The organism is Paracoccus sanguinis, from assembly GCF_012689545.1.
In the GTDB taxonomy this organism is placed as follows: Bacteria; Pseudomonadota; Alphaproteobacteria; order Rhodobacterales; family Rhodobacteraceae; genus Paracoccus; species Paracoccus panacisoli.
In genome coordinates this window covers 2618565-2640752 of the sequence record NZ_CP051542.1, presented here as the reverse complement: position 1 = coordinate 2640752, position 22188 = coordinate 2618565, and the positions used below count along the sequence as shown (strand labels likewise).

Below are 22188 nucleotides of genomic sequence, written 5' to 3'. Positions count from 1 at the left end.
CGGCCGGGGGCGTCCCGGACCACGGCCGAGCGGGGGTTTTCCACCCCCGCACCCCCGGAGGATATTTGCGTCCAGCCCGAGGCGGTTGCGGGGCGGGCCGCCTGCGGGCGCGGGGCCGAGGCTGATGCGCGGGCCCCACAACATCTGGCGGTTGATCCGCACCGGCGCCACCTTCCAGCGCACCGGCGCGATGGGCGCGGCGCTCGACGCGCTGAGCGCGCCGCCGCGCGTGCGGGCCGCGGCCCGCATCATGGGCTGGCCCTTCGCCTGGCTCGGCTATGCGGGCGACCCGGCCCTGCCCCCGGTCACGCGTGCGATCACGGCGCTGGGTCCGGCCTACATCAAGTTCGGGCAGATCCTGTCGACCCGCCCCGACGTCGTCGGGACCGGCATGGCCGAGCAACTGAGGATGCTGCAGGACCGGCTGCCGCCCTTCCCGACCGCCGAGGCCCGCGCGCTGGTCCAGTCTGAGCTGGGCGCGCCGGTCGAGACGCTGTTCAGCGCGTTTTCCGAACCGGTCGCGGCGGCCTCGATCGCCCAGGTCCACGAGGCGCGGCGCGCCGACGACGGGGCGCGGGTCGCGGTCAAGGTGTTGCGCCCGGGGATCGAGGCCGCCTTCCGGCGCGACATCGACGCCTTCCACCTGGCCGCGGGGATGATCGAGCGGCTGTCGCCCGGCAGCCGCCGGCTGAGGCCCCGCGACGTGGTGGCGCATTTCGAATCGGTGGTGCTGGGTGAGCTGGACCTGCGGCTCGAGGCCGCCTCGGCCTCGGAGTTCGCCGAGAACACGCGCGGCGACGCGGGCCTGTCGGTGCCGCTGCCGCACTGGCCGCTGAGCGCGCGGCGGGTGATGACCAGCGACTGGGCCGACGGCATCCCGATGGCCGAGGTCGACGCCATCGCCGCCGCCGGCCACGTCCGCCATGCGCTGGCCGAACGGCTGATCCAGCTGTTCCTGAATCACGCGCTGCGCGACGGGTTCTTTCACGCCGACATGCACCAGGGGAACCTGCGGGTGGCGCCGAACGGCGACATCGTGGCGTTCGATTTCGGCATCATGGGCGAGATCGACGAATACACCCGCCGCGTCTATGCCGAGATCATCTACGGCTTCATCCAGCGCGATTATCACCGCGTGGCGCGGGTGCATTTCGAGGCCGGCTACGTCCCCCCCGACCGCGACATGGCCCAGTTCGCGCGCGCGCTGCGCTCGGTCGGCGAGCCGATCTTCGGCGCGGATGCCTCGCGCATCTCGATGGCGAACCTGCTCGCCTATCTCTTCGAGGTTACCGAGCGGTTCGGGATGGCGACGCGCACCGAGCTGATCCTGCTGCAACGCACGATGGTGGTGGTCGAGGGCGTCGCCCGAAGCCTCGATCCGCAGATCAACATGTGGGCGGCGGCCCGGCCGGTGGTCGAGCGCTACATCCGCGACAACCTCGGTCCTCGGGCGACGGCCCGGGACGGCCTGCGGGCGCTGCAGGCGCTGGGACGGCACGGCCCGCTGCTGCCGGAACTCGTGGACCGGCAGATCGACCGCCTGTCTCGCCCCGACCCCCCCGCGGTGGTTGTCGAGCGCTCCCGCCCGGGCGAGGCGGTCTGGGCAGTCGTATTGCTTGGGCTGGGTGTGCTGGTTGGGCTGGCGCTGGGGTAGCGACGGGGCTGGCACTGACCTCGCGGGCCCGATGGTTATGACCAACGGATGGCGAGCCGTTACTGGCGAAAACATCGGCCCGGACGCGGACCGGCAAGCGTTGCCCGACGGCGACTCACACGTCGCCTCGGTCTCGCGCCTACACGCTCAGCGGTGCCGCGCGTAGCTCTGCCCACGTCTATCGGGCTGTCTTTCACTTGAGCTGTGTACGTCCCACGCCGACATCAGACCGCCCGTGCCCTCACCCGAGCAAAGCCAGCGCGGCGTTGTAAGACGACTGGGTTCCCGTCGCAGCACCCGCGCGGACCAGGAATCGCGTCAGCAGTTTCTCTACGCTGGCCGAATCTGAGAAAGCGCTGACCGACGAACTGCCGGTCACCCTCTGGGTTCGTTCGGCGAGCTCGTCCGCCTGCCGATCGATCGGCAGCTTGCCGAATTCCTTGCCAAGTCCCAGCGCGCCCTCGAACACCTTGCGCAGCGGCATCGAGCCCAGAATACTGAACCACTTCCCGCGGTCCGTCGCACCAGACGCCGCAAGCAACGGCAGCTCACGCTGAGCGTTCATCGCCAACCGCAGATTGCCGTCGGCAGTGCCGACCCGCCGCTCCAACTCAGCCGCCACGTGGCGCTCGGTGACAGTCGCAACCAGCCCGGTCGCCCGCTTGCCGCCGGCGCCGAAGCCAAACGCCTCCGCCATCGTCCGATATCGCTTGTCGCCGAGCCGGTTCGCCAGGCTCCGCGGATCGGCCAAATCCGATTCAAGCACCTTGCGAATAAAGAACCGCTTGCTCGCGTCCGCCTCGAGGCCGTAGGCGCTCAGCGCAGTGCGCAACAGCCGACTGTCGCCGACCAGCTGCTCCGCGGACGTCACGCTGGCCATCCGGGTGCGGAAATGCTCGTTGTCGCGGGCGATCGCCGGGTCGCGGCCGATGATCCCGCGCTGGAGCGTCGCGGTACGGGACAGGATCTTCCACCCCGCGTAGCCGGCTGCACCGACGACCGGCTGATAGCTCATGAGAACTGCGCGAAGAGCCGCGCCTCTCGGCCGAGAAGACCACGCAGTCGGCGCAGCGCCTGGTAGACGTTCCCGGCGGCCACGTCCGCCGTCGCACCGTCGAGCGCGGCCCGGCTGTCCCGGTCGTCGAAGACTTGCGAGAGTTGTTCGATCCCCCGCATCAGGTCGCGCCGGCCGGGTTCGGGGTCCGCGTCCCCGGACAGGATCATCTGCGCCGCGAAGCAGACCCGCGCGACCGGGGTGGCAACGTCGTCGGGGTGAATCGCCTCCTTCAGGCGCAGGATGTTGGCGTTGGGGGTACGGATCGCGATCCGTGCCCGCCGATCACCGTTCTCGATCACGGCGCCGTTGATCAGGACCCGCTCACCCGGAGCGAGCTTGAGAATGAGGCCGCTCATGCCGCAACCTCTCCGCGCAGACCCTTCATGATCGCCAGGTTGATGTCGATCAGTGCGGCGGGCTCGGCGTTGCCGGCAATGGCCCGGTGCGACTGGCGGATGGAAAAGATGGCGATCGACAGGAGCCGCGCCTTCAGGTCATCGGGCAGATCGTTGCCGTCGTCCGCCAGATCCGCGGCGAGGGTGGACCACAGGTCGGCATTCGCGGCGGCGGCACGGGCAAGGGACATCTCGCCTCGGCTGGCGCGCTGAAGTTCGCGCGTAACCCGCGAAAAGGCGTCGTATTCTACGTCTCGGTGCGAACGTACGGTGTTGAAACCGGCGCCGCGGGCAAAGTTGCCTGGGGCTTGCATGGTCAAGGGGGCGCTCCCTTCAAGCTGCGTGGGGGAAGGCCGGGGCGACTATTCCGCCCCGGCCGCTTTCATCAGCCGCGGAACAGCGCGAGGATGTTCTGAGGCGCCTTGTTGGCGATCGACAGCGACTGGATGCCCAGCTGCTGCTGGGTCTGCAGCGCCTGCAGGCGGGCAGAGGTTTCTTCCATGTCGGCATCAACCAGCGCACCGATGCCGGTCTTCAGCGAGTCCCCGAGCTTCGACAGGAACTCGGTCTGCATCTCGATCCTGCGGCCCACCGAGCCAAAGGAGGCCGCGGACGTCGCCGCGGTCGAGATCATCGCGTCGATCGCGCCGAGCGCCGCCCGGGCGTTGACCTCGGTGCTCACCGACAGCGTCGCCAGTCCACCGAGGGCACCGGCCCCCGCGTTGGAGAACTGTGCCGTCACCCGCAGGTCAGTGGTGCCCGTGTTGGTGATGTTCAGCTCACCAGGGGCGGCCTGGTCGTAATCCACGCCGACCCCGGCGATCCCCAGTTTCTCGATCGCCGACTTCAGACCGACGGCGACGATGTCGGCGGGCGAGGAGGCGGCGGCATCCTCGGTCGTCAGCGTATAGCTGGCGACCTTGTCACCGATCGTCACCGAGATCCGGTCACCGGCGGCGAGCGTCGCGGCACCGTCGATCGTGATGGCCTTGCCCGCGGTGTCGCCCGCATTGAGGAAGAACGCCGCGGTATCGCCAGCGCCCGACGCCCCCTCGGACCCCGCCAGCGCTGCCTTGCTGACATAGCCGCCGGTCGAAAGGTTCGACCCCGCGACGGTGATGCTGGACGAGGTCGAGCCACTGGCCGAGCGGTCGATCGCCGAGAGGAAGTCAACCGTGGCGGTCGACCCATCGAGCAGGTTCATGCCGTTGACCTGCGACGATTTCACCACGCCGTCGATCTGCTTCTTCAGGTTGGTGACGTCGTCCTGCAGCTTGCCGCGATCGGCCGAGGTCTGCGCGGTGATGATCGTGTCGCGCATCTTCTTGAGCAGGGCGGTGACCTGCTCGGCGCCCTCGCGGGCGGTGCCGACGGCGGCGCCCCCCATGGACAGGCTCGACGAGATGGCCTTGAAGCCGCTGACATCGGCCTCCATGACCTGCGAGATTGCCCAGACGGCCGCGTTGTCCTTGGCCGTCGCGACCGACTTGCCGGTCGAGATCTCGTCCTGGGTCTTCGCCATGGCCGAGTTGATGCCCTTGAGGGTCTGCAGCGCAACCATTGCGCCATTGTTGGTCAGAATGCTGGACATTGTGTCCTCCTGCAATTCGGGCGACGTTCCGGCGCCCGGGTTTCACGAAATGCGGCCATTCTGACCAGCGGGTTTTCCCGGCATCGTCTGATGCAGCTCCCGGTTTAACCGGCAACAGCTAACGAATACTGAATCGCGCCATTGAAACCAGAGCTGCAATAGACCGGATTTTCATCAAAACTTCTGGCTCGCTTCGACGAGTGAGGTGGAGACACGTTGGCGCCCCCCGCGATCATAGACGTCGAGCCCGCCGTGACCCTGCGCCAGCTCCTCAAGCCAGCCGCGCGCCGCGTCGATGCCGCTCAAGGCTGCCTGGGCCAGCCGGGACAGGCGCTCGAGTGCGCGCGTGCACTCCCCCTGCTCGGCCGGCTCCAACGGTCGCCGCTCGACCGACCGATGAAATCTGGTGAGCAGAGCCTCGGCCTCGGACGGCTCACCCACTATCATGGCCGTGCAGGCCGCCTCGATCAGTCCTGCCCGGTCAGCCATCCGTGCGTGCCCCCCTTGCGCCCAGCCCGAGTTCCAGCCGTGCCGCCATGGCATCGGCATATTGATCGGTCAGGAAGGACGCGAATTGCGATTCGCCGATTCCGCCTGAGAAGGCGCCGTCGCGCTCGGCAGGCATTGCAATCTTGAGCATCTCGGACAGGAAAGCCGCCTCAAGCCTGTCAGAGAACTTCGTCGGCGCTGGTCGCACCGTCGGACTATTCACCAGCAATTCGATCATGGGCACGCTCCGTTAAGAATGGATGTTTTTCCGTCCTAACCGAGGGCGGTAAATATTTGGTAACCCGGAGCCGATAATGATCGAGACATCGATTCGCTCGGGGTGGTTGCCGTGACACCGATTGCGTTAATGACGCCGCTGCCTTCTGCTGCCGTAGCGCCCCCATTCCGCGTTGCGCCGAAGGCAGCCGAAGACGCCTTTTCGGCGGTGCTTGCCGCCCTCGATGGCGTCCTGGCAGCGAGCGCGGGCGCGCCGCGTTCCGGCGATCAACAGGCTGAGCGGGAACCTGAGCACGAACATGCAGGAGAACCATCCGGAGTGCTTGGAGAGGGTAGTCTTCCTGCGGAGTTTCAGAACGACGCAGAGGTCGACGATTGCGTCAGCCCACCGGCCGACGCGGTATACGCGGATTGTGTCACGTCGCTGGCCGCAGTTGGTCCGCTAGGCCCAGCCCTGCCTGTGCTTCGTCCGCCGTTGGACGGCGTCCCCACTCCGGAGGCGGCAAGTTTCGCCCGGACGTCCGAGATGAAAGAAAGGGAGGCCAAGACAATACACACTTTCTCGGCAGCGACCGGAGCCTCCGCGATTCCCGTCGAAGACATCGACGACGAAATTGCCATTTCCTCTGCGCGTCACGGCGTAGCCCGAGCGGATTCCCCTCCTCAACCGGACACTATCTCGTCTGCCGCCGCTGCTCTTCCGCCCCACGGAAGAGCCACGCCTCCCGGAAAACAGGCATTATCGCCTCCAAGCGATGTCACGAAGCCGCATGCGGCGGAGGGCCAGATTTCACCCGAACAATCGGAACGCCCGGGTCCCAGGCATTTGATAACTCCAGTCGTCGCCTCCCACGACATCGGTCCGACGCACCGCGTACGATCGGAAAGTGCTGTCGGACCGGTCGCCCAATGTTCCCCCCGGGTACTCAAGCCTCTCTTTGCGGAGGCGGCTCCCATAGAACCACCGACTGAGCGAGCCCTACCTCGGTCGTCGGGCGACGCAGCCCCGGTGTCCGCGCAGCAGGCACCGGTGTCCGAGCGGTCGTCGCAACCGGGAGTGCAGACTGTCTCGGCACCCCATCCACCAGGGTCCGCCACCCCCTCCCCCAATGTATCTTCGGGGGCCGACAGGATCGCCCCATTGGCAAAGGCGGCGCTGCCGCCCTTGGCCGACCCACCCGTTCACGCCGGGGAGTCGCGCGCACGTCGGCCTGCCTCCCCGACACACTTGAACTCACCAGCTGCAGCTTGGACTGCCACCTCCACGCCACTGGCCATGCTCCCCACCCCAACACGGCACGCGACGAAGACAGAGGGGGTAGCGACCCCAGCGGCTATGTCACAGTTGTATGACGTTCCTAGCCCCATGCGCCTGCACTCAGTAGAGGCCGCCAACCAGTCGCCTGCCCAACCCTCGGACGGCGACCATTCGGTCTCGGCCGCTAGCGATCGCGATGAGCGGCCGCGCGAACGCGAGATTCTAGTGCAAGACCGGAGCGGCGTTGCCGCGCCGCTAGAGGGGCTGCCAGCCACGTCGCCCAAGGTTGCGGCTATCTCCGGCACAGGCGAGCTCACCGGGCCGAAAGGCGTTCCGCCGGCCGAGCCGCTTCGCCAAATCGCGGATGCCATTGTGCGGACCCGCGACGGAATCGTCGAGATCACCCTCGACCCGATCGAACTTGGCCGTGTGACAGTGACCCTCGCGATGGACCGCCATGCGTCACTGGGGATCGTTGCCGAGCGCCCTGCAACGCTCGAGCTGATCCGCGGCCACACCGACCAACTCCTGCGCGACCTGCGCGATCACGGGATGCCGGACGCGCGTCTCGACTTCATCCGCGGTCCCGATGGCACCGCCGCAGAGCGTCACCTCCCCCCGCCCGCGCGGGCGGGCATCGACGACGGGCGGACGGGATCGAACCTCGCGGGCGGGCAGGGCTCCGGCAATCAGCCCTCGGGCGGGTCGAGCGACCATAACCAGTCGCAGCGACCGCCCGTCTACGACCGATCTCGAACGGTATCACTGGACGCAGTAGCGCAAACCGGGCCCGCGAGCGCCGACACCACCCCGGCGCTGCGTGCCCGGGGCAGCGGGCGCCTCGACCTGCGATTATGATCAGATCGAGGACGCTCATCAGCGACAGCTGAAACCTCCGCGGGCACCGGACCCAACTGCCCGCCGTCCCTCCATCCACGCAACACGCCGGACACTGCATGACCCAACTGCTCTCAGGCCTGCCGACCGTCTCCGCCACAACCGCGGCGCGGCCGCCTCTTCCCGGCTCCGCGACGGGCTACCCCGCGGCGTCTGAGTTTGCGGCCGCCCTCGACCAGAGCCCCCGCGCTGCCCCGGGCATCGCGACGTTTGAGCCCTACGCAGTCGGAGACGTCATGCGTGAAGCCCCCCCCGCCCTGCGTCTGATGAGCGCGAATGCACCGAGTCCAGCCACAGGCACAGCGGCCACTGCGCCCGACAGCGGCGAGCCGGCGCCGGACGCCGGGGTCACGGGGTCGGGGTTCGCTGGCGGGGATTTCCAGACCTTTCTCAAGATGCTGACCACGCAGATCAAGAATCAGGACCCCCTCAACCCGATGGAGGGCTCGGACTTCGCCGTCCAGCTGGCGACCTTCTCAGGGGTCGAACAGCAGGCGCGCACCAACCAGCTGCTCGAGCAGATGACGGCGGCGCGCGCGGAGGGGCTCGGCAGCGTGGCGGGCTGGATCGGGAAGGAGGTGCGCACGACGGCCCCCGTCTGGCATGGCGGCGATCCGCTACGGCTGGATATCCGCCCGGCAGAGAACGCCACTTCGGTGCAACTTGTGGCGCTCGACCGATACGGACGCGAGGCCGCGCGCGAGACGCTTCCCGCCCAGCCGGGCGAGATCACCTGGTCTGGCCGCGCGGCGGATGGAACAGGGCTGCCCCCCGGACCCTACAGCTTCAAGTTGGTCAGCCTGCGCGGGGCTGACATCGTGAAGACCGCCCCGGTCGGGGCCTACGCGCGGGTCACGGGCGCCGAGCTGACCTCGCAGGGCCTGCGGTTGACGCTGCCTGGCGGGGCAAGCGCGCTCGATAGCGAGGTGACGGCGTTGCGGGATCCGACGTGACGCGCGCGTGCGTTGCAGGAGAAGGCGTAACGCAACGAAGCTGTGGACGTGTGCCCGGCGGAGATGTGGGTCCGATCTCCACAGGGCGGCGACAGAGTGTGGAGGTTGTTGGGCGGTCATCCTGGTGCGGCGAGACCATGACGGCGGCGGAATCACTGCGGTGCGATGGAATCGCTGGGCAGGTTCCTGGTCGGGGCGTGCATTAATTAGCCACGTATGCCGCGCTGCTACTCGACGCATGGAAGCATCGCTCGCCCCGACAGCGAGCGAGTTGGCTGCTTTTGAAGCGGCCGAGCGCCGCGCCTGCATCGCTCCGATCCAAGGCCCCTTGTTGGCGCTAGCCAAGCATCAGTCCATCCGGTCAACTGCTCGCTTGCGAGCGGACTGGCTTTACGCCTCGCCCCTTTGCTGTCGATGGCCAGCCAGCAATTTCTTTCTGCCATCGTCCAGCAGTTCGCCAAGTAATGGGTGCGGCTGGCACAGTCAGGATGAGCCTATTTGGGTCGGCGTCCCACGAAGGCTGTGGGCCGATTTCAATCAATGCGCCACCATCCTCCCGCAATGGGTGATGGGTGTCCGGACAAGATATGCGTACATGAACTGGCCCCCTTTTCGACCGGACACCTGGGCATAATCATGGAGGCTTAGGCATATGCCTGAGCATGTGATCATGTCTGAGATCGAGATCATCACCGACGGCGGCCGCCGTCGTCGCTGGAGCGCGGCCGAGAAGCTGCGCATTGTCGAGGAGACGCTGGACAAGAGGGCCAGCATTTCGGTAGTCGCCCGCCGCAATGGCGTTGCCCCGAACTTGCTCTATCGTTGGCGCCGCCTGATGCTGGATGGGGGAGCCGTGGCCGTGTCGGAAGATGACGATGTGACCAGCAACCGGACCGTCCGGCAGATGGAAGACCGGATCCGCGAACTCGAGCGCCAGCTCGGCCGCAAGACGCTGGAGGCCGAGATCCTGCGCGAGGCCCTGGACAAGGCACGCTCAAAAAAACCGACCTTGCTCGCGCGGTCGCCTCTCAGGGACGGTTTCCGGTGAAGGTCGTCGCCGAGACCCTGGGGGTGGCCCGTTCCAACCTGATCGACCGCCTGCAAGGCAGGGCGAAGCCGCGTCGGCGCTATCACAAGGCGCAAGACGCGGCGGTGGTGCCGTTGATCATGGCGCTCGTGTCAGCGCGTCCCACATACGGCTATCGCAGGATCACGGCGCTTCTGAACCGCCAACTGCGGGCGGAAAGCCTGGCGCCCGTGAACCACAAACGGGTTTACCGGATCATGAAGGCCCACAACCTGCTGCTGGCGCGGGAATATTCCGAACGCCCCGAGCATGTGCACGACGGCAAGATCATCGTGATGCGCTCGAACCTGCGCTGGTGCAGCGACGGGTTTGAGTTCACCTGCTGGAACGGCGACATCGTCCGCGGCGCCTTCATCATCGATGCCCATGATCGGGAAATCATCGCCTGGCGGGCTGTGGTCAACGCCGGGGTCAGCGGCTCGGACATCCGGGACCTGATGCTCGAGGCCGTCGAGCGCCGGTTCGGCACATACCGTGCGCCTGCGGTCATCGAGATGCTGTCCGACAACGGCTCGCCCTACATCGCCAAGGACACGCAGGTCTTCGCCCGCCAGCTGGGCCTGAAGCCCTGCTTCACCCCGGTGCGAAGCGCGCAGAGCAACGGCATCTCGGAGGCTTTCGTGAAGACGCTGAAACGCGACTACGTCCAGGTCACGCCGCTGCCGGATGCCAGGACCGCCCTCGGATTGATCGGCGCCTGGATCGAGGATTACAACGAAAACCACCCGCACTCAGGGCTGAAGATGCGCTCGCCTCGCGAGTTCATCAAAGTTCAAACCGCAACGGCCTGAGTGTCCCGCGAAACGGGGGCAAGACCAGTACAGGCCACCGTCGATTGCAGCCGCTCTCGGCCTACCCAAGCCTGCGCGGGGAACCTGTCTACAAAATTAGACTGCCGTGTCGCTAGCGTAGGTAAGGCGCAAGGCGGGAGCGATCCGGGCTGATGCATAACGCGCAGTTTGCACCGTGAACCGTGTATGGTGACCGTGACCAATCCGTCGTCCGCGTCATCCCGGAGATCAGGCGCGACCCGCCCTCCTCCACCGAACACCCGCTTCCTCCACCGAAAACCCGCTCGCGACACCACGCCGCCCCCCCCCTCGCCCGGACGCGCCGCCCGAACGCAGGAAAGATCCCCCGTCCATCCCGCCCCTGCCACCCCACCCTTGCGCCCGAACCCGCGCCGACTATAACCCCGGACGATTTGCACACCGACGATCCGAGGGGCCGCCATGCCGAAACGTACAGACATCTCCTCGATCCTGATCATCGGCGCAGGGCCCATCGTCATCGGCCAGGCCTGCGAGTTCGACTACTCCGGCGCCCAGGCCTGCAAGGCGCTGCGCGAAGAGGGATACCGCGTCATCCTCGTCAACTCGAACCCGGCCACCATCATGACCGACCCCGAGATGGCCGACGCGACCTACATCGAGCCGATCACCCCCGAGATCGTCGAGAAGATCATCGCCGCCGAGCGGCCGGATGCGCTGCTGCCGACCATGGGCGGTCAGACCGCGCTCAACACCGCGCTGGCGCTGGCCGATGCGGGGGTGCTGCACAAGTATGATGTCGAGCTGATCGGCGCCCAGCGGGCCGCCATCGAGATGGCCGAGGACCGCAAGCTCTTCCGCGAGGCGATGGACCGGATCGGGCTGGAAAACCCCCGCGCCACCATCGTCAGCGCGCCCAAGCGCCCGGACGGGAAATACGACATCGCTGCCGGCGTGGCCGAGGCGATGACGGCGCTGGACGAGATCGGCCTGCCCGCGATCATCCGCCCCGCCTTCACGCTCGGCGGCACCGGCGGCGGGGTCGCCTACAACCGCGACGATTACGAACGCATCGTCCGCTCGGGCCTCGACGCGAGCCCCGTCGCGCAGGTGCTCGTCGACGAAAGCCTGCTCGGCTGGAAGGAATACGAGTTCGAGGTCGTGCGCGACCGCGCCGACAACGCCATCATCGTCTGCTCGATCGAGAACGTCGACCCGATGGGCGTCCACACCGGCGATTCTATCACCGTCGCTCCGGCCCTGACCCTGACCGACCGCGAGTATCAGCGGATGCGGAACGGCTCGATCGCGGTGCTGCGCGAGATTGGGGTCGAGACCGGCGGCTCGAACGTGCAGTGGGCGGTCAACCCCGCCGACGGCCGCATGGTGGTGATCGAGATGAACCCGCGGGTCAGCCGCTCGTCGGCACTCGCCTCCAAGGCCACCGGCTTCCCGATCGCCAAGATCGCCGCCAAGCTCGCCGTCGGCTACACGCTCGACGAACTCGACAACGACATCACCCGCGTGACGCCGGCCAGCTTCGAGCCGTCCATCGACTACGTCGTCACCAAGATCCCCCGCTTCGCCTTCGAGAAGTTCCCCGGCTCGAAGCCCGAGCTGACCACCGCGATGAAGTCGGTGGGCGAGGTCATGGCCATCGGCCGCACCTTCCACGAATCTCTGCAAAAGGCGCTCGCGTCGATGGAGAACGGGCTGACCGGCCTCGACGAGATCGCGATCCCCGGCGCCACCGAAGAGGGCAAGCCCGCCTTCATCCGCGCCCTGAGCCAGGCCACCCCCGACCGCATCCGCGTCATCGCCGAGGCGATGCGCGCCGACCTCACCGACGACGAGATCGCCCGCGTCACCCGCTTCGACCCGTGGTTCCTCGCCCGCATCCGCGAGATCGTGGACGCCGAGCACGAGGTCCGCCACCGGGGCCTGCCCGACGCCGACGGCCTGCGCCGCCTCAAGATGATGGGCTTCACCGACGCCCGCCTCGCCCATCTTGCGGGGCAGGACGAAACCCAGATCCGCCGCGCCCGCCGCGGCGCCGGCGTGACCCCGGTTTTCAAGCGCATCGACACCTGCGCCGCCGAGTTCGAGGCCCAGACCCCCTATATGTATTCCACCTACGAAGCCCCGGCGATGGGCGACGTGGAATGCGAGGCCCGCCCCTCGGACCGCAAGAAGGTCGTCATCCTCGGCGGCGGCCCGAACCGCATCGGCCAGGGGATCGAGTTCGACTATTGCTGCTGCCACGCCTGCTTTGCCCTGACCGCGGCGGGGTATGAGACGATCATGGTCAACTGCAACCCCGAGACCGTCTCGACCGACTACGACACCTCGGACCGCCTCTATTTCGAGCCGCTGACCCTCGAGCACGTGCTCGAGATCCTCCGCGTCGAGCAGGAGAACGGCACCCTCCACGGCGTCATCGTCCAGTTCGGCGGCCAGACCCCCCTCAAGCTCGCCAACGCGCTCGAGGCCGAGGGCATCCCGATCCTCGGCACCACCCCCGACGCCATCGACCTCGCCGAGGACCGCGAGCGCTTCCAGCGCCTCATCAACGACCTCGGCCTCAAGCAGCCCGTCAACGGCATCGCCCACTCCCCCGACGAGGCGCGCGAGATCGCCGCCCGCGTCGGCTTCCCCCTCGTGATCCGCCCGAGCTACGTCCTCGGCGGCCGCGCGATGGAGATCGTGCGCGACATGGACCACCTCGACCGCTACATCACCCACGCTGTCCAGGTCTCGGGCAAGAACCCGGTGCTGCTCGACAGCTACCTTTCGGGCGCGATCGAGGTCGACGTCGACGCCCTCTCGGACGGCGAAACCGTCCACGTCTGCGGCATCATGGAACATATCGAGGAAGCCGGCGTCCATTCGGGCGACAGCGCCTGCTCGCTGCCGCCGCACACGCTCGACGCCGCCACCATCGCCGAGCTGAAGCGCCAGACCGAGGCGATGGCCCGCGCGCTCAACGTCGTCGGGCTGATGAACGTGCAGTTCGCGATCAAGGGCGGCGCGATCTACGTGCTCGAGGTCAACCCGCGCGCCTCGCGCACCGTGCCCTTTGTCGCCAAGGCCACCGATTCGGCCATCGCCTCGATAGCCGCCCGGCTGATGGCGGGTGAGCCGCTGTCGGCCTTCCCCCACCGCGCCCCTTACCCCGCGGGCGTCGGCCCCGACACGCCGCTGCCCTACGCCGACCCGCTGACGCTGGCCGACCCGATCACGCCGTGGTTCTCGGTCAAGGAGGTCGTGCTGCCCTTCGCCCGCTTCCCCGGCGTCGACACGCTGCTCGGCCCCGAGATGCGCTCGACCGGCGAGGTGATGGGCTGGGACCGCAACTTCCCGCGCGCCTTCCTCAAGGCGCAGATGGGCGCAGGCACTCATCTGCCCGAGGGGGGCCGCGTCTTCGTCTCGGTCCGCGACACCGACAAGACGCCCGAGATGGCCGCCGCGATGCGCGACCTCGCCGCGATGGGCTTTTCGCTGGTGGCGACGGCCGGCACGGCGGATTTCCTGTCCGCGGAAGGGGTTGCGGCCGAGCGCGTGAACAAGGTCTACGAGGGCCGCCCGAACATCGTCGACCGGCTGAAGAACGGCGACGTGGCGATGGTGCTGAACACCACCGAGGGCACCCAGGCGATTGCCGACTCGCGCGACATCCGGTCTGTGGCGCTGTACGACAAGATCCCGTATTTCACGACCGCGGCAGGCGCGATCGCCGCGGTGGCCGCGATCCGCTCACGCGAGGAGGGGGACGTGGGGGTCAGGACGTTGCAGGGGTGATTTTCCTTGCGCGAGGGTACTATCCGCGCCACAATATCTAGTTATTGACGGGGAGGGTGGGAATGACCGCAGAGATTGCCATCTTGAACAAAAGCGCTGTCGCATTAGCGACGGACAGCGCGGTGACGATCTCTTCTGGAAGCTCGAACCATAAAGTTTTTGACAGCGCCGACAAATTGTTTGAACTTTCCTGCACGCAGCCCATTGGGATAATGATCTACAATGGCATGCATTTTGCGGGCATACCGCTGCAAGATCTTATAAAAGATTTCCGCTCTCAAAACGACAGTTATCAAACCGTCAAAGCGTGCGTCGAAAGCTTGCTGTCATTCTTAAACGAAAAAGGCTTAGCCGCTCCTTCTTCTGAAAAACGCTCATTCCTTCATAACTTAGTTTTTCCTGCCGCTCAAAAGATACGGAGAGACATTGAAGAAGAGGTTAGCAGACGCGTTTTTGCTGCCGTTCAGAACGGGAAAAAGATTGATTATCTTGGAAGAGACGCCGCCGAAGCTGTGTTACGCCAACTTAATAATGAAGTGGCAGGTCTTCCGCCTGGAAACTTCCTCTTGTCCAGCAACTCAAAAGATTTGGATGAGTGGGAGCGGGCGGAAATAACTGAGATCATAAGTGATGTGTTGGGCCATGTTGACGCTGATCAACAAGGGATGGCAGTCCAGTTAGTCGAGCGTCTTCTCTTGTCGCGTGACCTCTCCCCGAGTCGAACCGGTGTAATTGTTGCAGGCTTCGGAAGCGATGATATTTTTCCGACGTTACTGTCATTTGAGATGGAGGGGGTGTTAGCGGGAAGACTGAAATTTAACTGGACTGAAGAATGCGATATTGACCGAGCGGGACCTCGAGCTTTTATCAAGCCTTTTGCACAAAAAGAAATGGTCGAACGGTTTCTTTATGGACTGGACACCGGTACCCAAGATGAAATTGAGGAATTTGCTCGGCGGACGGTCGGAACTATCGCCGCTCGCGTGCTAGACCGAATAGCCTCTACTGACGATACTGCCCTTGAAGAGGTTCGGGCGGGTGCTCGGGAAGCTGAAGAGGCGTTCATCAAGAATTTACGAGACCAGGCGTTTACTGCGATCGTCGATAGGTCGCGACGGTCGGTCGAAGACATGATAGAGTTCATGCCAAAGCCGGAGTTGGCCAAGATGGCGGAGGCCTTGGTGGAACTGACGTCAATGAAACGTAAGGTCTCGGCTGGGCTTGAGACCGTAGGGGGCCCGGTTGACGTTGCGATTATCTCCCGATCGGAAGGGTTTGTCTGGGTGAAAAGGAAGCATTACTTCCCTATCGAACTGAACGCGAGGTACCTTACGCGCGTTCGTCCTAACTATGAGCCAAGGAGGGCGCAGAATGCAGGAGACGCTTAGCAGCCTCTGGAGGAAGGAACCCCTTCAGACCCGACGCTATAGTTTCGAGGATGTGGAAGCGCGCTTTCGCTTCGAACTTGACGAAGCGGTTCGGCGGACCAATCAGGAGATCACTGATGCTCTCGCAAGAACGCCTGTGCTGACGGCGGTGGAGGTACGAAGAGAAGAAGCGGCTTAGAAAGCTAGAACACTCTAGGACGAGGCGGGAGGAGAATGTCGCCTTTCTCCCGCCTCTGCACTGGTCAGGTGTCTGTTGTTCAACGAAATATCGACGGTACGTCACTAGAGGATGTTTCCTTTACTCCCTCACCCGTAACCAAGCCATCCGATCCGCCCGCTTCCCCGCCTTCTCCTCCCCCATCGGCACCCCCGGATCGTCGCTCATCCACTCCGCCATCTGCGGGTCGATATCGTCCATCGGCTTCTGCGTGTCGCCCCAGCCGGGTTTCGGGCCGTTCAGCCCCTCGCTGTCGCGGCGGCGCAGATAGTCCATCGTCTCGCGCCCCTCCAGCACGCCCGCCAGACGCGCGTGCATGAACCCGGCCAGCACCCGGTTCATCCGCGGCCCGTAGCCCTCGCCCAGGCTGCGGAAGAACCGCAGCACATCCTCCTCGATCATCAGCGTCACCCGCACCCGCTTGCCCGTGCCGCGCTCCCGCGCCAGCTCGTGCCAGGCGTCCGGCACCCGCCCCTCGGTCAGGATCTTCTGGTGCAGGTCCCACTCAAGCCGCCGCATCACGTCGGCCATGTAGTGATAGTTGACCCGCCGCGCCGCCTCGGCCTTGCTCTGCGCCATCGCCCGCCCTCCCCGGTTCACGCGCCCATCCTCGCCCCCGCGGGTTAACCGGGCGTTAACCACCCGGGCGGTGGCGTTCGCATGAACTGTGCATGAACGCTGCATGAACGTTGCACGAACGGCAGACGGGATGTGCATCCCCCTTTCGGGACCGGAGTCCCAAATGCGCGCCCCGCCTTCCCCTTCCCCCTCGCCTTGCGTATGTCCCCTGAAAACGGGGTTCTCATGAGCGTCAACAGCTTCGGCCGCATCTTCGTCGTCACCACCTGGGGCGAGAGCCACGGCCCCGCCCTCGGCGCCACCGTGGACGGCTGCCCGCCCGGAATTTCCCTTTCGGAATCAATGATTCAGCCGTGGCTCGACCGCCGCGCGCCGGGCCGCTCGAAGCTCACCACCCAGCGGCAGGAGGCCGACCAGGTCCGCATCCTCTCCGGCGTGTTCGAGGGCAGGACGACCGGCACACCGATCCAGCTGATGATTGAAAACACCGACCAGCGCTCGCGCGACTACGGCGACATCGCCGAGCGATTCCGCCCCGGTCACGCCGACATAACCTATTGGCAGAAATACGGAATCCGCGACTACCGCGGCGGCGGCCGCTCGTCGGCGCGCGAGACCGCCGCCCGCGTCGCCGCCGGCGGCGTGGCCCGCGCGGTCCTCGCCCAGCTCGCGCAACCCCTCCGCATCACCGGTTATATGGTGCAGATGGGCGAAAAGATAGCCGACCGCAGCCGCTTCGACCTGGGCGAGATCGAGCGTAACGACTTCTTCCTGCCCGACGCCGCCGCGGTCCCCGAATGGACCGACTACCTGACCGGCATCCGCAAGGATCAGGACAGCGTCGGCGCGATGGTCGAGGTTCTGATCCAGGGCGCGCCCGTCGGGCTCGGCGCCCCGGTCTATGCCAAGCTCGACACCGACCTCGCCGCGGCGATGATGTCGATCAACGCCGTGAAGGGCGTCGAGATCGGCGAGGGCATGGCCGCGGCCGGCCTCAAGGGCACTGAAAACGCGGATGAAATCCGCATGGGCCCGGACGGGCCGGTGTATCTGTCGAACCACGCCGGCGGCATCCTCGGCGGCATCTCGACCGGGCAGGACATCACCGTGCGCCTCGCCGTCAAGCCGACCTCGTCGATCCTCACCCCCCGCCGCTCGATCACCACGCGCGGCGAGGAGGTCGATGTGATCACGAAAGGCCGCCACGACCCCTGCGTCGGAATCCGCGCGGTGCCGGTGGCCGAGGCCATGGCGGCCTGCGTCATGCTCGACCACCTGCTGCTGGACCGCGCCCAGACCGGCGGGGTCCGCGGCCGGATCGGTTAGGCGGCGGCCGCCAGCTCGTCCCAGATCGCGAGCGCCTTCGAGCTGTACATCAGCGACGGCCCGCCGCCCATGGTCACCGCCATGGCGCAGATGTCGCCCAGCTCCTCGCGGGTGCCGCCGTGCTTCATGAGCGCCTGCACGTGGAACGCGATGCAGGGCTCGCAGCGGGTCGCGATGGCGATGCCGAGGGCGATGAACTCCTTCTCCTTCGCGCCCAGCACGCCGTTCTTCGTCGCGCCATGCTCGAGCGCCATGAACCCCTTGAGCGTCTCGGGGACGAGCTTGCTCAGCTCCTTGTTCATGGCGCGCTGCTCGGCCATCTTCTCGGTCGCAGACATTCGATTGCTCCTATATGAGACGCCCCGGCTTACCGCCCGGCACGGCGGCTCGGCAAGCCCCCGCACGCGAAAGGCTCAGGCGGCGGAGCGAACGGCCTCGATCCGGAACGGCGTGACCGTCACGCGCTCGCCTTCGAAGACACAGAACGACCCCTGCGGGATCTCGAGCCAGCCGGTCTCGTCACTCTCGAGCGGTTCCGACACCACGGCCCGCCCGCCGCGCGTCTCGGAGCAGCGGTGAAACAGCGTCGGCGCCTGGTCGTCGGACGCATAGCGCACCGCGTAGAGCCGTTCGCCGTCCGACAGCGCGCAGGTCAGCCGCACGTGCGGCGCCGTCCCCCGGGCGCGGGCCAGTGCCTCGAACCGTGCGGTGGCGCGGGCGAGAGCGCCGCAGGGATCGCTGTCCAGCCCCTCGCCGAGGGCGCAGAGGAACAGCGCCTCGCTGTCGGTCGCGCCCTTGCGGTGCGCGTAGAGATCGTCGGGGATCAGCACCTCGGCCGACCGGCGCCACAGGTCGTAGCCGCCGAACTGGCCGTTGTGCATGAAGCTCCACCGGCCGACGGTGAAGGGGTGGCAGTTGTTGCGGCTGGTCGCGGTGCCGGTCGAGGCGCGGACATGGGCCATGAAGAGATGCGAGCGCACCGTCGCCGTCAGGCTGCGGAGGTTCGGGTCCGACCACGCCGGCATGACGTCGCGGTAGAGGCCAGGTTCGGGCCGGTCGCCGTACCAGGCGATGCCGAAGCCGTCGGCGTTGACCGGGGTGTGGCAGCGCGTGGCCCCGTGGCTCTGGCGGACCAGCGAATGGCCCGGCCGGCTCACGATGTCTTCCAGATAAATCGGCTCGCCCAGATAGGCCGCCCAGCGGCACATGCCTGTCCCCTCGCGGTTTCTCGTGATTTGCCCGCAACGTAACAGGCAAATCTCAAGAAATCACTACGTTTCAGCCGGCGCCGTTTTCCTCGACGATCACAAGGTCGCGCTCGGACGCGCCGCGGGCATTGTCCAGCGCCGCCTGATATTCCGGCGAGCGATAGCAGGCCTCGGCCGCCGCGAGGCTCGGAAAGCGGGCCACCACGTTGCGGGCCCGGTCGTTCCCCTCGAGCTGCACGTAAGCGCCCGAGCGCGAGAGGAACACGCCGCCGTGCGCGGCAATCGCCGGACCCGCGGCTTTGGCATAGCGGCCGTAGGCCTCGGGATCGGTCACCTTGACGTGGGCGATCCACAACGCGGTTCGGGTCTCGGTCATGCGCGCTCTCCGATCAGGGTTTCGACGGCGGCGATGGCGGCGTCGGCCTCGGCGAGCGACGGCGCGCCGCCCTGGGCGCGGTCGGGCCGCCCGCCGCCACCCTTGCCGCCCAGTGCCGCGACGGCGGTCTGGACGATCTCGACGGCGCTGAGCCGGTCGGCGAGATCCGGCGTCACGGTTGCGGCGACGGTCGCCTTGCCGGCGTCCTCGGCCATCACCAGCACCGCGCCGGTCCCCAGCCCGCCCCGCATCTGGTCGGCCAGCGCGCCGAGCTCCTTGCCCGAAACACCCTCGACCCGCCGGGCGATCAGCTTGATTCCGTTGATCTCTTTCGGCGCCGCCTCGCCCTGCGCGCCGCCCATAGCGAGCTGCCGCTTGAGCTGGGCGATCTCGTTCTGCATCGCTTTGCGGTCGTCGGCCATGGCCTTGACCCGCGCCACGACGTCGCCCGCCTGTGCCTTGAGGAGGCCGGCGATGTCCGACAGTTGCCGCTCGGCATCCCGCAGATGCGCGAGCGCCGCCTGCCCGGTCAGCGCCTCGATCCGGCGGACCCCGGCGCTCGAGGCGCTGTCGCCCAGCAGCACGAAGGCGCCGATGTCCCCGGTGCGCGAGACGTGGGTGCCGCCGCAGAGCTCGATCGAGTAGGTGTCGCGGTTCGCCCCCTTGGCCGACCCCTCGCGGCGGCCCATCGAGACGACGCGCACCTCGTCGCCGTATTTCTCGCCGAAGAGCGCCTGCGCCCCCATCTCGCGGGCGTCGTCGGGCGCCATCAGCCGGGTCTCGACCGGGGTGTTCTGGCGAATGATCGCGTTCACCTCGGCCTCGATGCGGGCCAGTTCGTCAGGGGTCAGCGCCTTCCCGTGCGAAAAGTCGAAGCGCAGCCGGTCGTCGGCGTTGAGCGAGCCCTTCTGCGCGACGTGATCGCCCAGCGCCTCGCGCAGCGCCTCGTTCAGCAGGTGGGTGGCCGAGTGGTTGGCCCGGATCGCGCCGCGCCGGTCGTGGTCGACCGACAGCGCCGCGCCCTGCCCGCGGGTGATCTGGCCCTGCGTAACCTCGGCCTGGTGGATCACGAGGCTGCCGGACTTGCGGGTGTCGGTCACGCGGGCGGCGCCGGTGTCCGTCTTGATCAGCCCGGTGTCGCCCACCTGACCACCGCTCTCGGCGTAGAAGGGCGACTGGTTGACGACGATGGCCACCTGCGCGCCCTCACCCGCCGTCTCGGTCTCGGTCCCGCCCTCGACCAGCGCGAGGATCTGGCCCTCGGCCTCTTCGGTGTCGTAGCCGAGGAACTCGGTGGCCCCGAAACGGTCGACGAGCTCGAACCAGATCGCCGCGTCCTTCGCCTCACCCGAGCCGGACCAGGCGGCGCGCGCCTTGGCCTTCTGCTCGGCCATCGCGGCGTCGAACCCTGCGACCTCGACCGCCCGGCCCTGCTCGCGCAGCGCGTCCTGGGTCAGGTCGAGCGGGAAGCCGTAGGTGTCGTAGAGCTTGAACGCCGTCTCACCGGGCAGATCCGCCCCTTCCGGCAGCCGCGCGAGCTCGTCGCCCAGCAGCCGCAGGCCGCGGTCGAGGGTCTGGCGGAAGCGCGTCTCTTCGCCCTTCAGCGTCTCTTCGATCATCGCCTGGCCGCGGGCAAGCTCGGGGTAGGCGGCGCCCATCTGCCGGACCAAGGCCGGGACGAGCTTGTGCATCACCGGGTCCTGCGCGCCCAGCATATGCGCGTGGCGCATGGCGCGGCGCATGATCCGGCGCAGCACATAGCCGCGGCCCTCGTTCGACGGCATCACCCCGTCCGCGATCAGGAAGCTGGTCGAGCGGAGGTGGTCGGCGATCACCCGGTGGTGGACCTTGCCGGGCCCGTCCGGGTCGCTGCTGGTGGCGTGGGCCGAGGCCTCGATCAGCGTTCGCATCAGGTCGGTGTCGTAGTTGTCGTGCTTGCCCTGTAGCAGCGCGCCGATCCTCTCGAGCCCCATGCCGGTGTCGATCGAGGGGTTCGGCAGCGGCTTCATCGAGCCGTCCTCGAACTGCTCGAACTGCATGAAGACGAGGTTCCAGATCTCGATGAAGCGGTCGCCGTCCTCTTCGGCCGAGCCGGGCGGGCCGCCCCAGATCGAGGGACCGTGGTCGTAGAAGATCTCGGTGCAGGGGCCGCAGGGGCCGGTCGGGCCCATGCGCCAGAAGTTGTCGTCGGTGGGGATGCGGATGATGCGGTCGTCGCCGAGCCCCGCGACCTTCTTCCAGATCGTCGCGGCCTCGTCGTCGGTGTGGTAGACCGTGACCAGCAGCTTGTCGCCCGGGATGCCGAAGTCGCGGGTCAGAAGCTCCCACGCGTAGGGGATGGCCTCTTCCTTGAAATAGTCGCCGAAGCTGAAATTACCCAGCATTTCGAAGAAGGTGTGGTGCCGCGCCGTGTAGCCCACGTTGTCGAGGTCGTTGTGCTTTCCGCCGGCGCGGACGCATTTCTGCGCCGTGGTGGCGCGAGTGTAATCGCGGTGTTCGAGGCCGGTGAACAGGTTCTTGAACTGCACCATCCCCGAGTTGGCGAACATCAGCGTCGGGTCGTTGCGCGGGACCAGCGGCGAGCTGTCCACGCGGCGGTGGCCGTTCCGTTCGAAGAAGTCGAGATAGGTCGAGCGGATGTCGTTCAGACTGGCCATGAGCGGATTCCTGCGGCGGGATGAGGCGGTCACATCTAATCCCGCGCCCGCGCGCTGTCCAGAACGGGTGGGCGGTGGTCAGGGGCGGGAGCTGGCGGTAGGGGGTTTAGTGAGGAACCTCGGTTTCCCGGCGAGTTCCAAATGCTGGCGTCGGCCAGACCGATTAATCCACCCGATGCCACGCTTGCCAGCCTGCGGTGCCTCGGGCCCGCCCCCGCGCCAATTGATTGTAAGACTGACACCCGTGTTCA

At 66.9% G+C, this 22188-nt stretch carries 18 protein-coding genes; 7 read left to right on the top strand and 11 right to left on the bottom strand.

What is annotated here, in order from left to right; all coding sequences use genetic code 11:
• Positions 1–124: 124 nt before the first annotated feature.
• Positions 125–1654, top strand: coding sequence for a 2-polyprenylphenol 6-hydroxylase (gene ubiB / locus HGN31_RS12570; RefSeq protein ID WP_168783415.1), 1530 nt, complete (start codon positions 125–127; stop codon positions 1652–1654).
• Positions 1655–1895: 241 nt separating this feature from the next.
• Here the strand turns inward: ubiB and HGN31_RS12565 are convergent, their stop codons facing one another.
• The 6 genes from HGN31_RS12565 to HGN31_RS12540 all read right to left on the bottom strand — a co-directional run bounded on the left by HGN31_RS12565 (position 1896) and on the right by HGN31_RS12540 (position 5424).
• Complete coding sequence (locus tag HGN31_RS12565; RefSeq protein WP_168783414.1) at positions 1896–2669, bottom strand: DUF1217 domain-containing protein; 774 nt, start codon at positions 2667–2669, stop codon at positions 1896–1898.
• Positions 2666–3067, bottom strand: coding sequence for a flagellar biosynthesis repressor FlbT (gene flbT, locus HGN31_RS12560; protein ID WP_168783413.1), 402 nt, complete (start codon positions 3065–3067; stop codon positions 2666–2668). The genes HGN31_RS12565 and flbT overlap by 4 nt, the downstream gene beginning before the upstream one ends.
• The gene (flaF, locus tag HGN31_RS12555; protein WP_244961224.1) at positions 3064–3420 is read right to left on the bottom strand and encodes a flagellar biosynthesis regulator FlaF; all 357 of its coding nucleotides are present in this window, start codon (positions 3418–3420) and stop codon (positions 3064–3066) included. The genes flbT and flaF overlap by 4 nt, the downstream gene beginning before the upstream one ends.
• A 71-nt stretch (positions 3421–3491) precedes the next feature.
• On the bottom strand, positions 3492–4697 hold the full coding sequence (locus HGN31_RS12550; RefSeq protein WP_168783411.1) for a flagellin: 1206 nt from the start codon (positions 4695–4697) through the stop codon (positions 3492–3494).
• Positions 4698–4871: 174 nt separating this feature from the next.
• Positions 4872–5186, bottom strand: coding sequence for a hypothetical protein (locus tag HGN31_RS12545; RefSeq protein ID WP_168783410.1), 315 nt, complete (start codon positions 5184–5186; stop codon positions 4872–4874).
• Positions 5179–5424: a rod-binding protein gene (locus HGN31_RS12540; protein ID WP_168783409.1), complete on the bottom strand. Its 246-nt coding sequence runs from the start codon at positions 5422–5424 to the stop codon at positions 5179–5181. Before HGN31_RS12540 ends, HGN31_RS12545 begins: the two co-directional genes overlap by 8 nt.
• A gap of 1365 nt (positions 5425–6789) precedes the next feature.
• Here HGN31_RS12540 and HGN31_RS12535 point away from each other — a divergent pair.
• From HGN31_RS12535 to HGN31_RS12515, 5 genes are all read left to right on the top strand, one after another.
• A complete protein-coding gene (locus tag HGN31_RS12535; RefSeq protein WP_168783408.1) occupies positions 6790–7539 on the top strand; it encodes a flagellar hook-length control protein FliK in 750 nt (249 codons plus the stop codon).
• Between the two features lie 98 nt (positions 7540–7637).
• The gene (locus HGN31_RS12530; RefSeq protein WP_244961013.1) at positions 7638–8531 is read left to right on the top strand and encodes a flagellar hook capping FlgD N-terminal domain-containing protein; all 894 of its coding nucleotides are present in this window, start codon (positions 7638–7640) and stop codon (positions 8529–8531) included.
• Between the two features lie 652 nt (positions 8532–9183).
• Positions 9184–10409, top strand: a protein-coding gene (locus tag HGN31_RS12525) for an IS3 family transposase (RefSeq protein WP_168783407.1) whose coding sequence is annotated in 2 segments (ribosomal slippage) — positions 9184–9526 and positions 9526–10409 — 1227 coding nt in all. Because the reading frame shifts where the segments join, the coding sequence is not laid out codon by codon here.
• Between the two features lie 441 nt (positions 10410–10850).
• On the top strand, positions 10851–14186 hold the full coding sequence (gene carB / locus HGN31_RS12520) for a carbamoyl-phosphate synthase large subunit (protein ID WP_168783406.1): 3336 nt from the start codon (positions 10851–10853) through the stop codon (positions 14184–14186).
• Between the two features lie 62 nt (positions 14187–14248).
• Positions 14249–15574, top strand: coding sequence for a hypothetical protein (locus HGN31_RS12515; RefSeq protein WP_168783405.1), 1326 nt, complete (start codon positions 14249–14251; stop codon positions 15572–15574).
• 298 nt (positions 15575–15872) lie between these two features.
• Here HGN31_RS12515 and HGN31_RS12510 read toward each other — a convergent pair whose 3' ends face one another.
• A complete protein-coding gene (locus tag HGN31_RS12510; protein ID WP_168783404.1) occupies positions 15873–16370 on the bottom strand; it encodes a BrnA antitoxin family protein in 498 nt (165 codons plus the stop codon).
• A gap of 225 nt (positions 16371–16595) precedes the next feature.
• Between HGN31_RS12510 and aroC the strand changes: the two genes are divergently transcribed.
• On the top strand, positions 16596–17696 hold the full coding sequence (gene aroC / locus HGN31_RS12505) for a chorismate synthase (RefSeq protein WP_168783403.1): 1101 nt from the start codon (positions 16596–16598) through the stop codon (positions 17694–17696).
• On the opposite strand, the gene HGN31_RS12500 is transcribed toward aroC, so the two are convergent.
• The 4 genes from HGN31_RS12500 to alaS form a co-directional block, all read right to left on the bottom strand.
• Positions 17693–18034: a carboxymuconolactone decarboxylase family protein gene (locus HGN31_RS12500; protein WP_043130855.1), complete on the bottom strand. Its 342-nt coding sequence runs from the start codon at positions 18032–18034 to the stop codon at positions 17693–17695. The two genes, aroC and HGN31_RS12500, sit on opposite strands and share 4 nt — an antisense overlap.
• Positions 18035–18109: 75 nt before the next feature.
• Positions 18110–18904 carry a class II glutamine amidotransferase gene (locus tag HGN31_RS12495; protein WP_168783402.1) on the bottom strand — a complete coding sequence of 265 codons (795 nt, stop codon included), beginning with the start codon at positions 18902–18904 and terminating at the stop codon, positions 18110–18112.
• 70 nt (positions 18905–18974) lie between these two features.
• The gene (locus HGN31_RS12490; RefSeq protein WP_036700055.1) at positions 18975–19280 is read right to left on the bottom strand and encodes a DUF1330 domain-containing protein; all 306 of its coding nucleotides are present in this window, start codon (positions 19278–19280) and stop codon (positions 18975–18977) included.
• Positions 19277–21937, bottom strand: coding sequence for an alanine--tRNA ligase (gene alaS, locus HGN31_RS12485; RefSeq protein ID WP_168783401.1), 2661 nt, complete (start codon positions 21935–21937; stop codon positions 19277–19279). The genes HGN31_RS12490 and alaS overlap by 4 nt, the downstream gene beginning before the upstream one ends.
• Positions 21938–22188 lie beyond the last annotated feature (251 nt).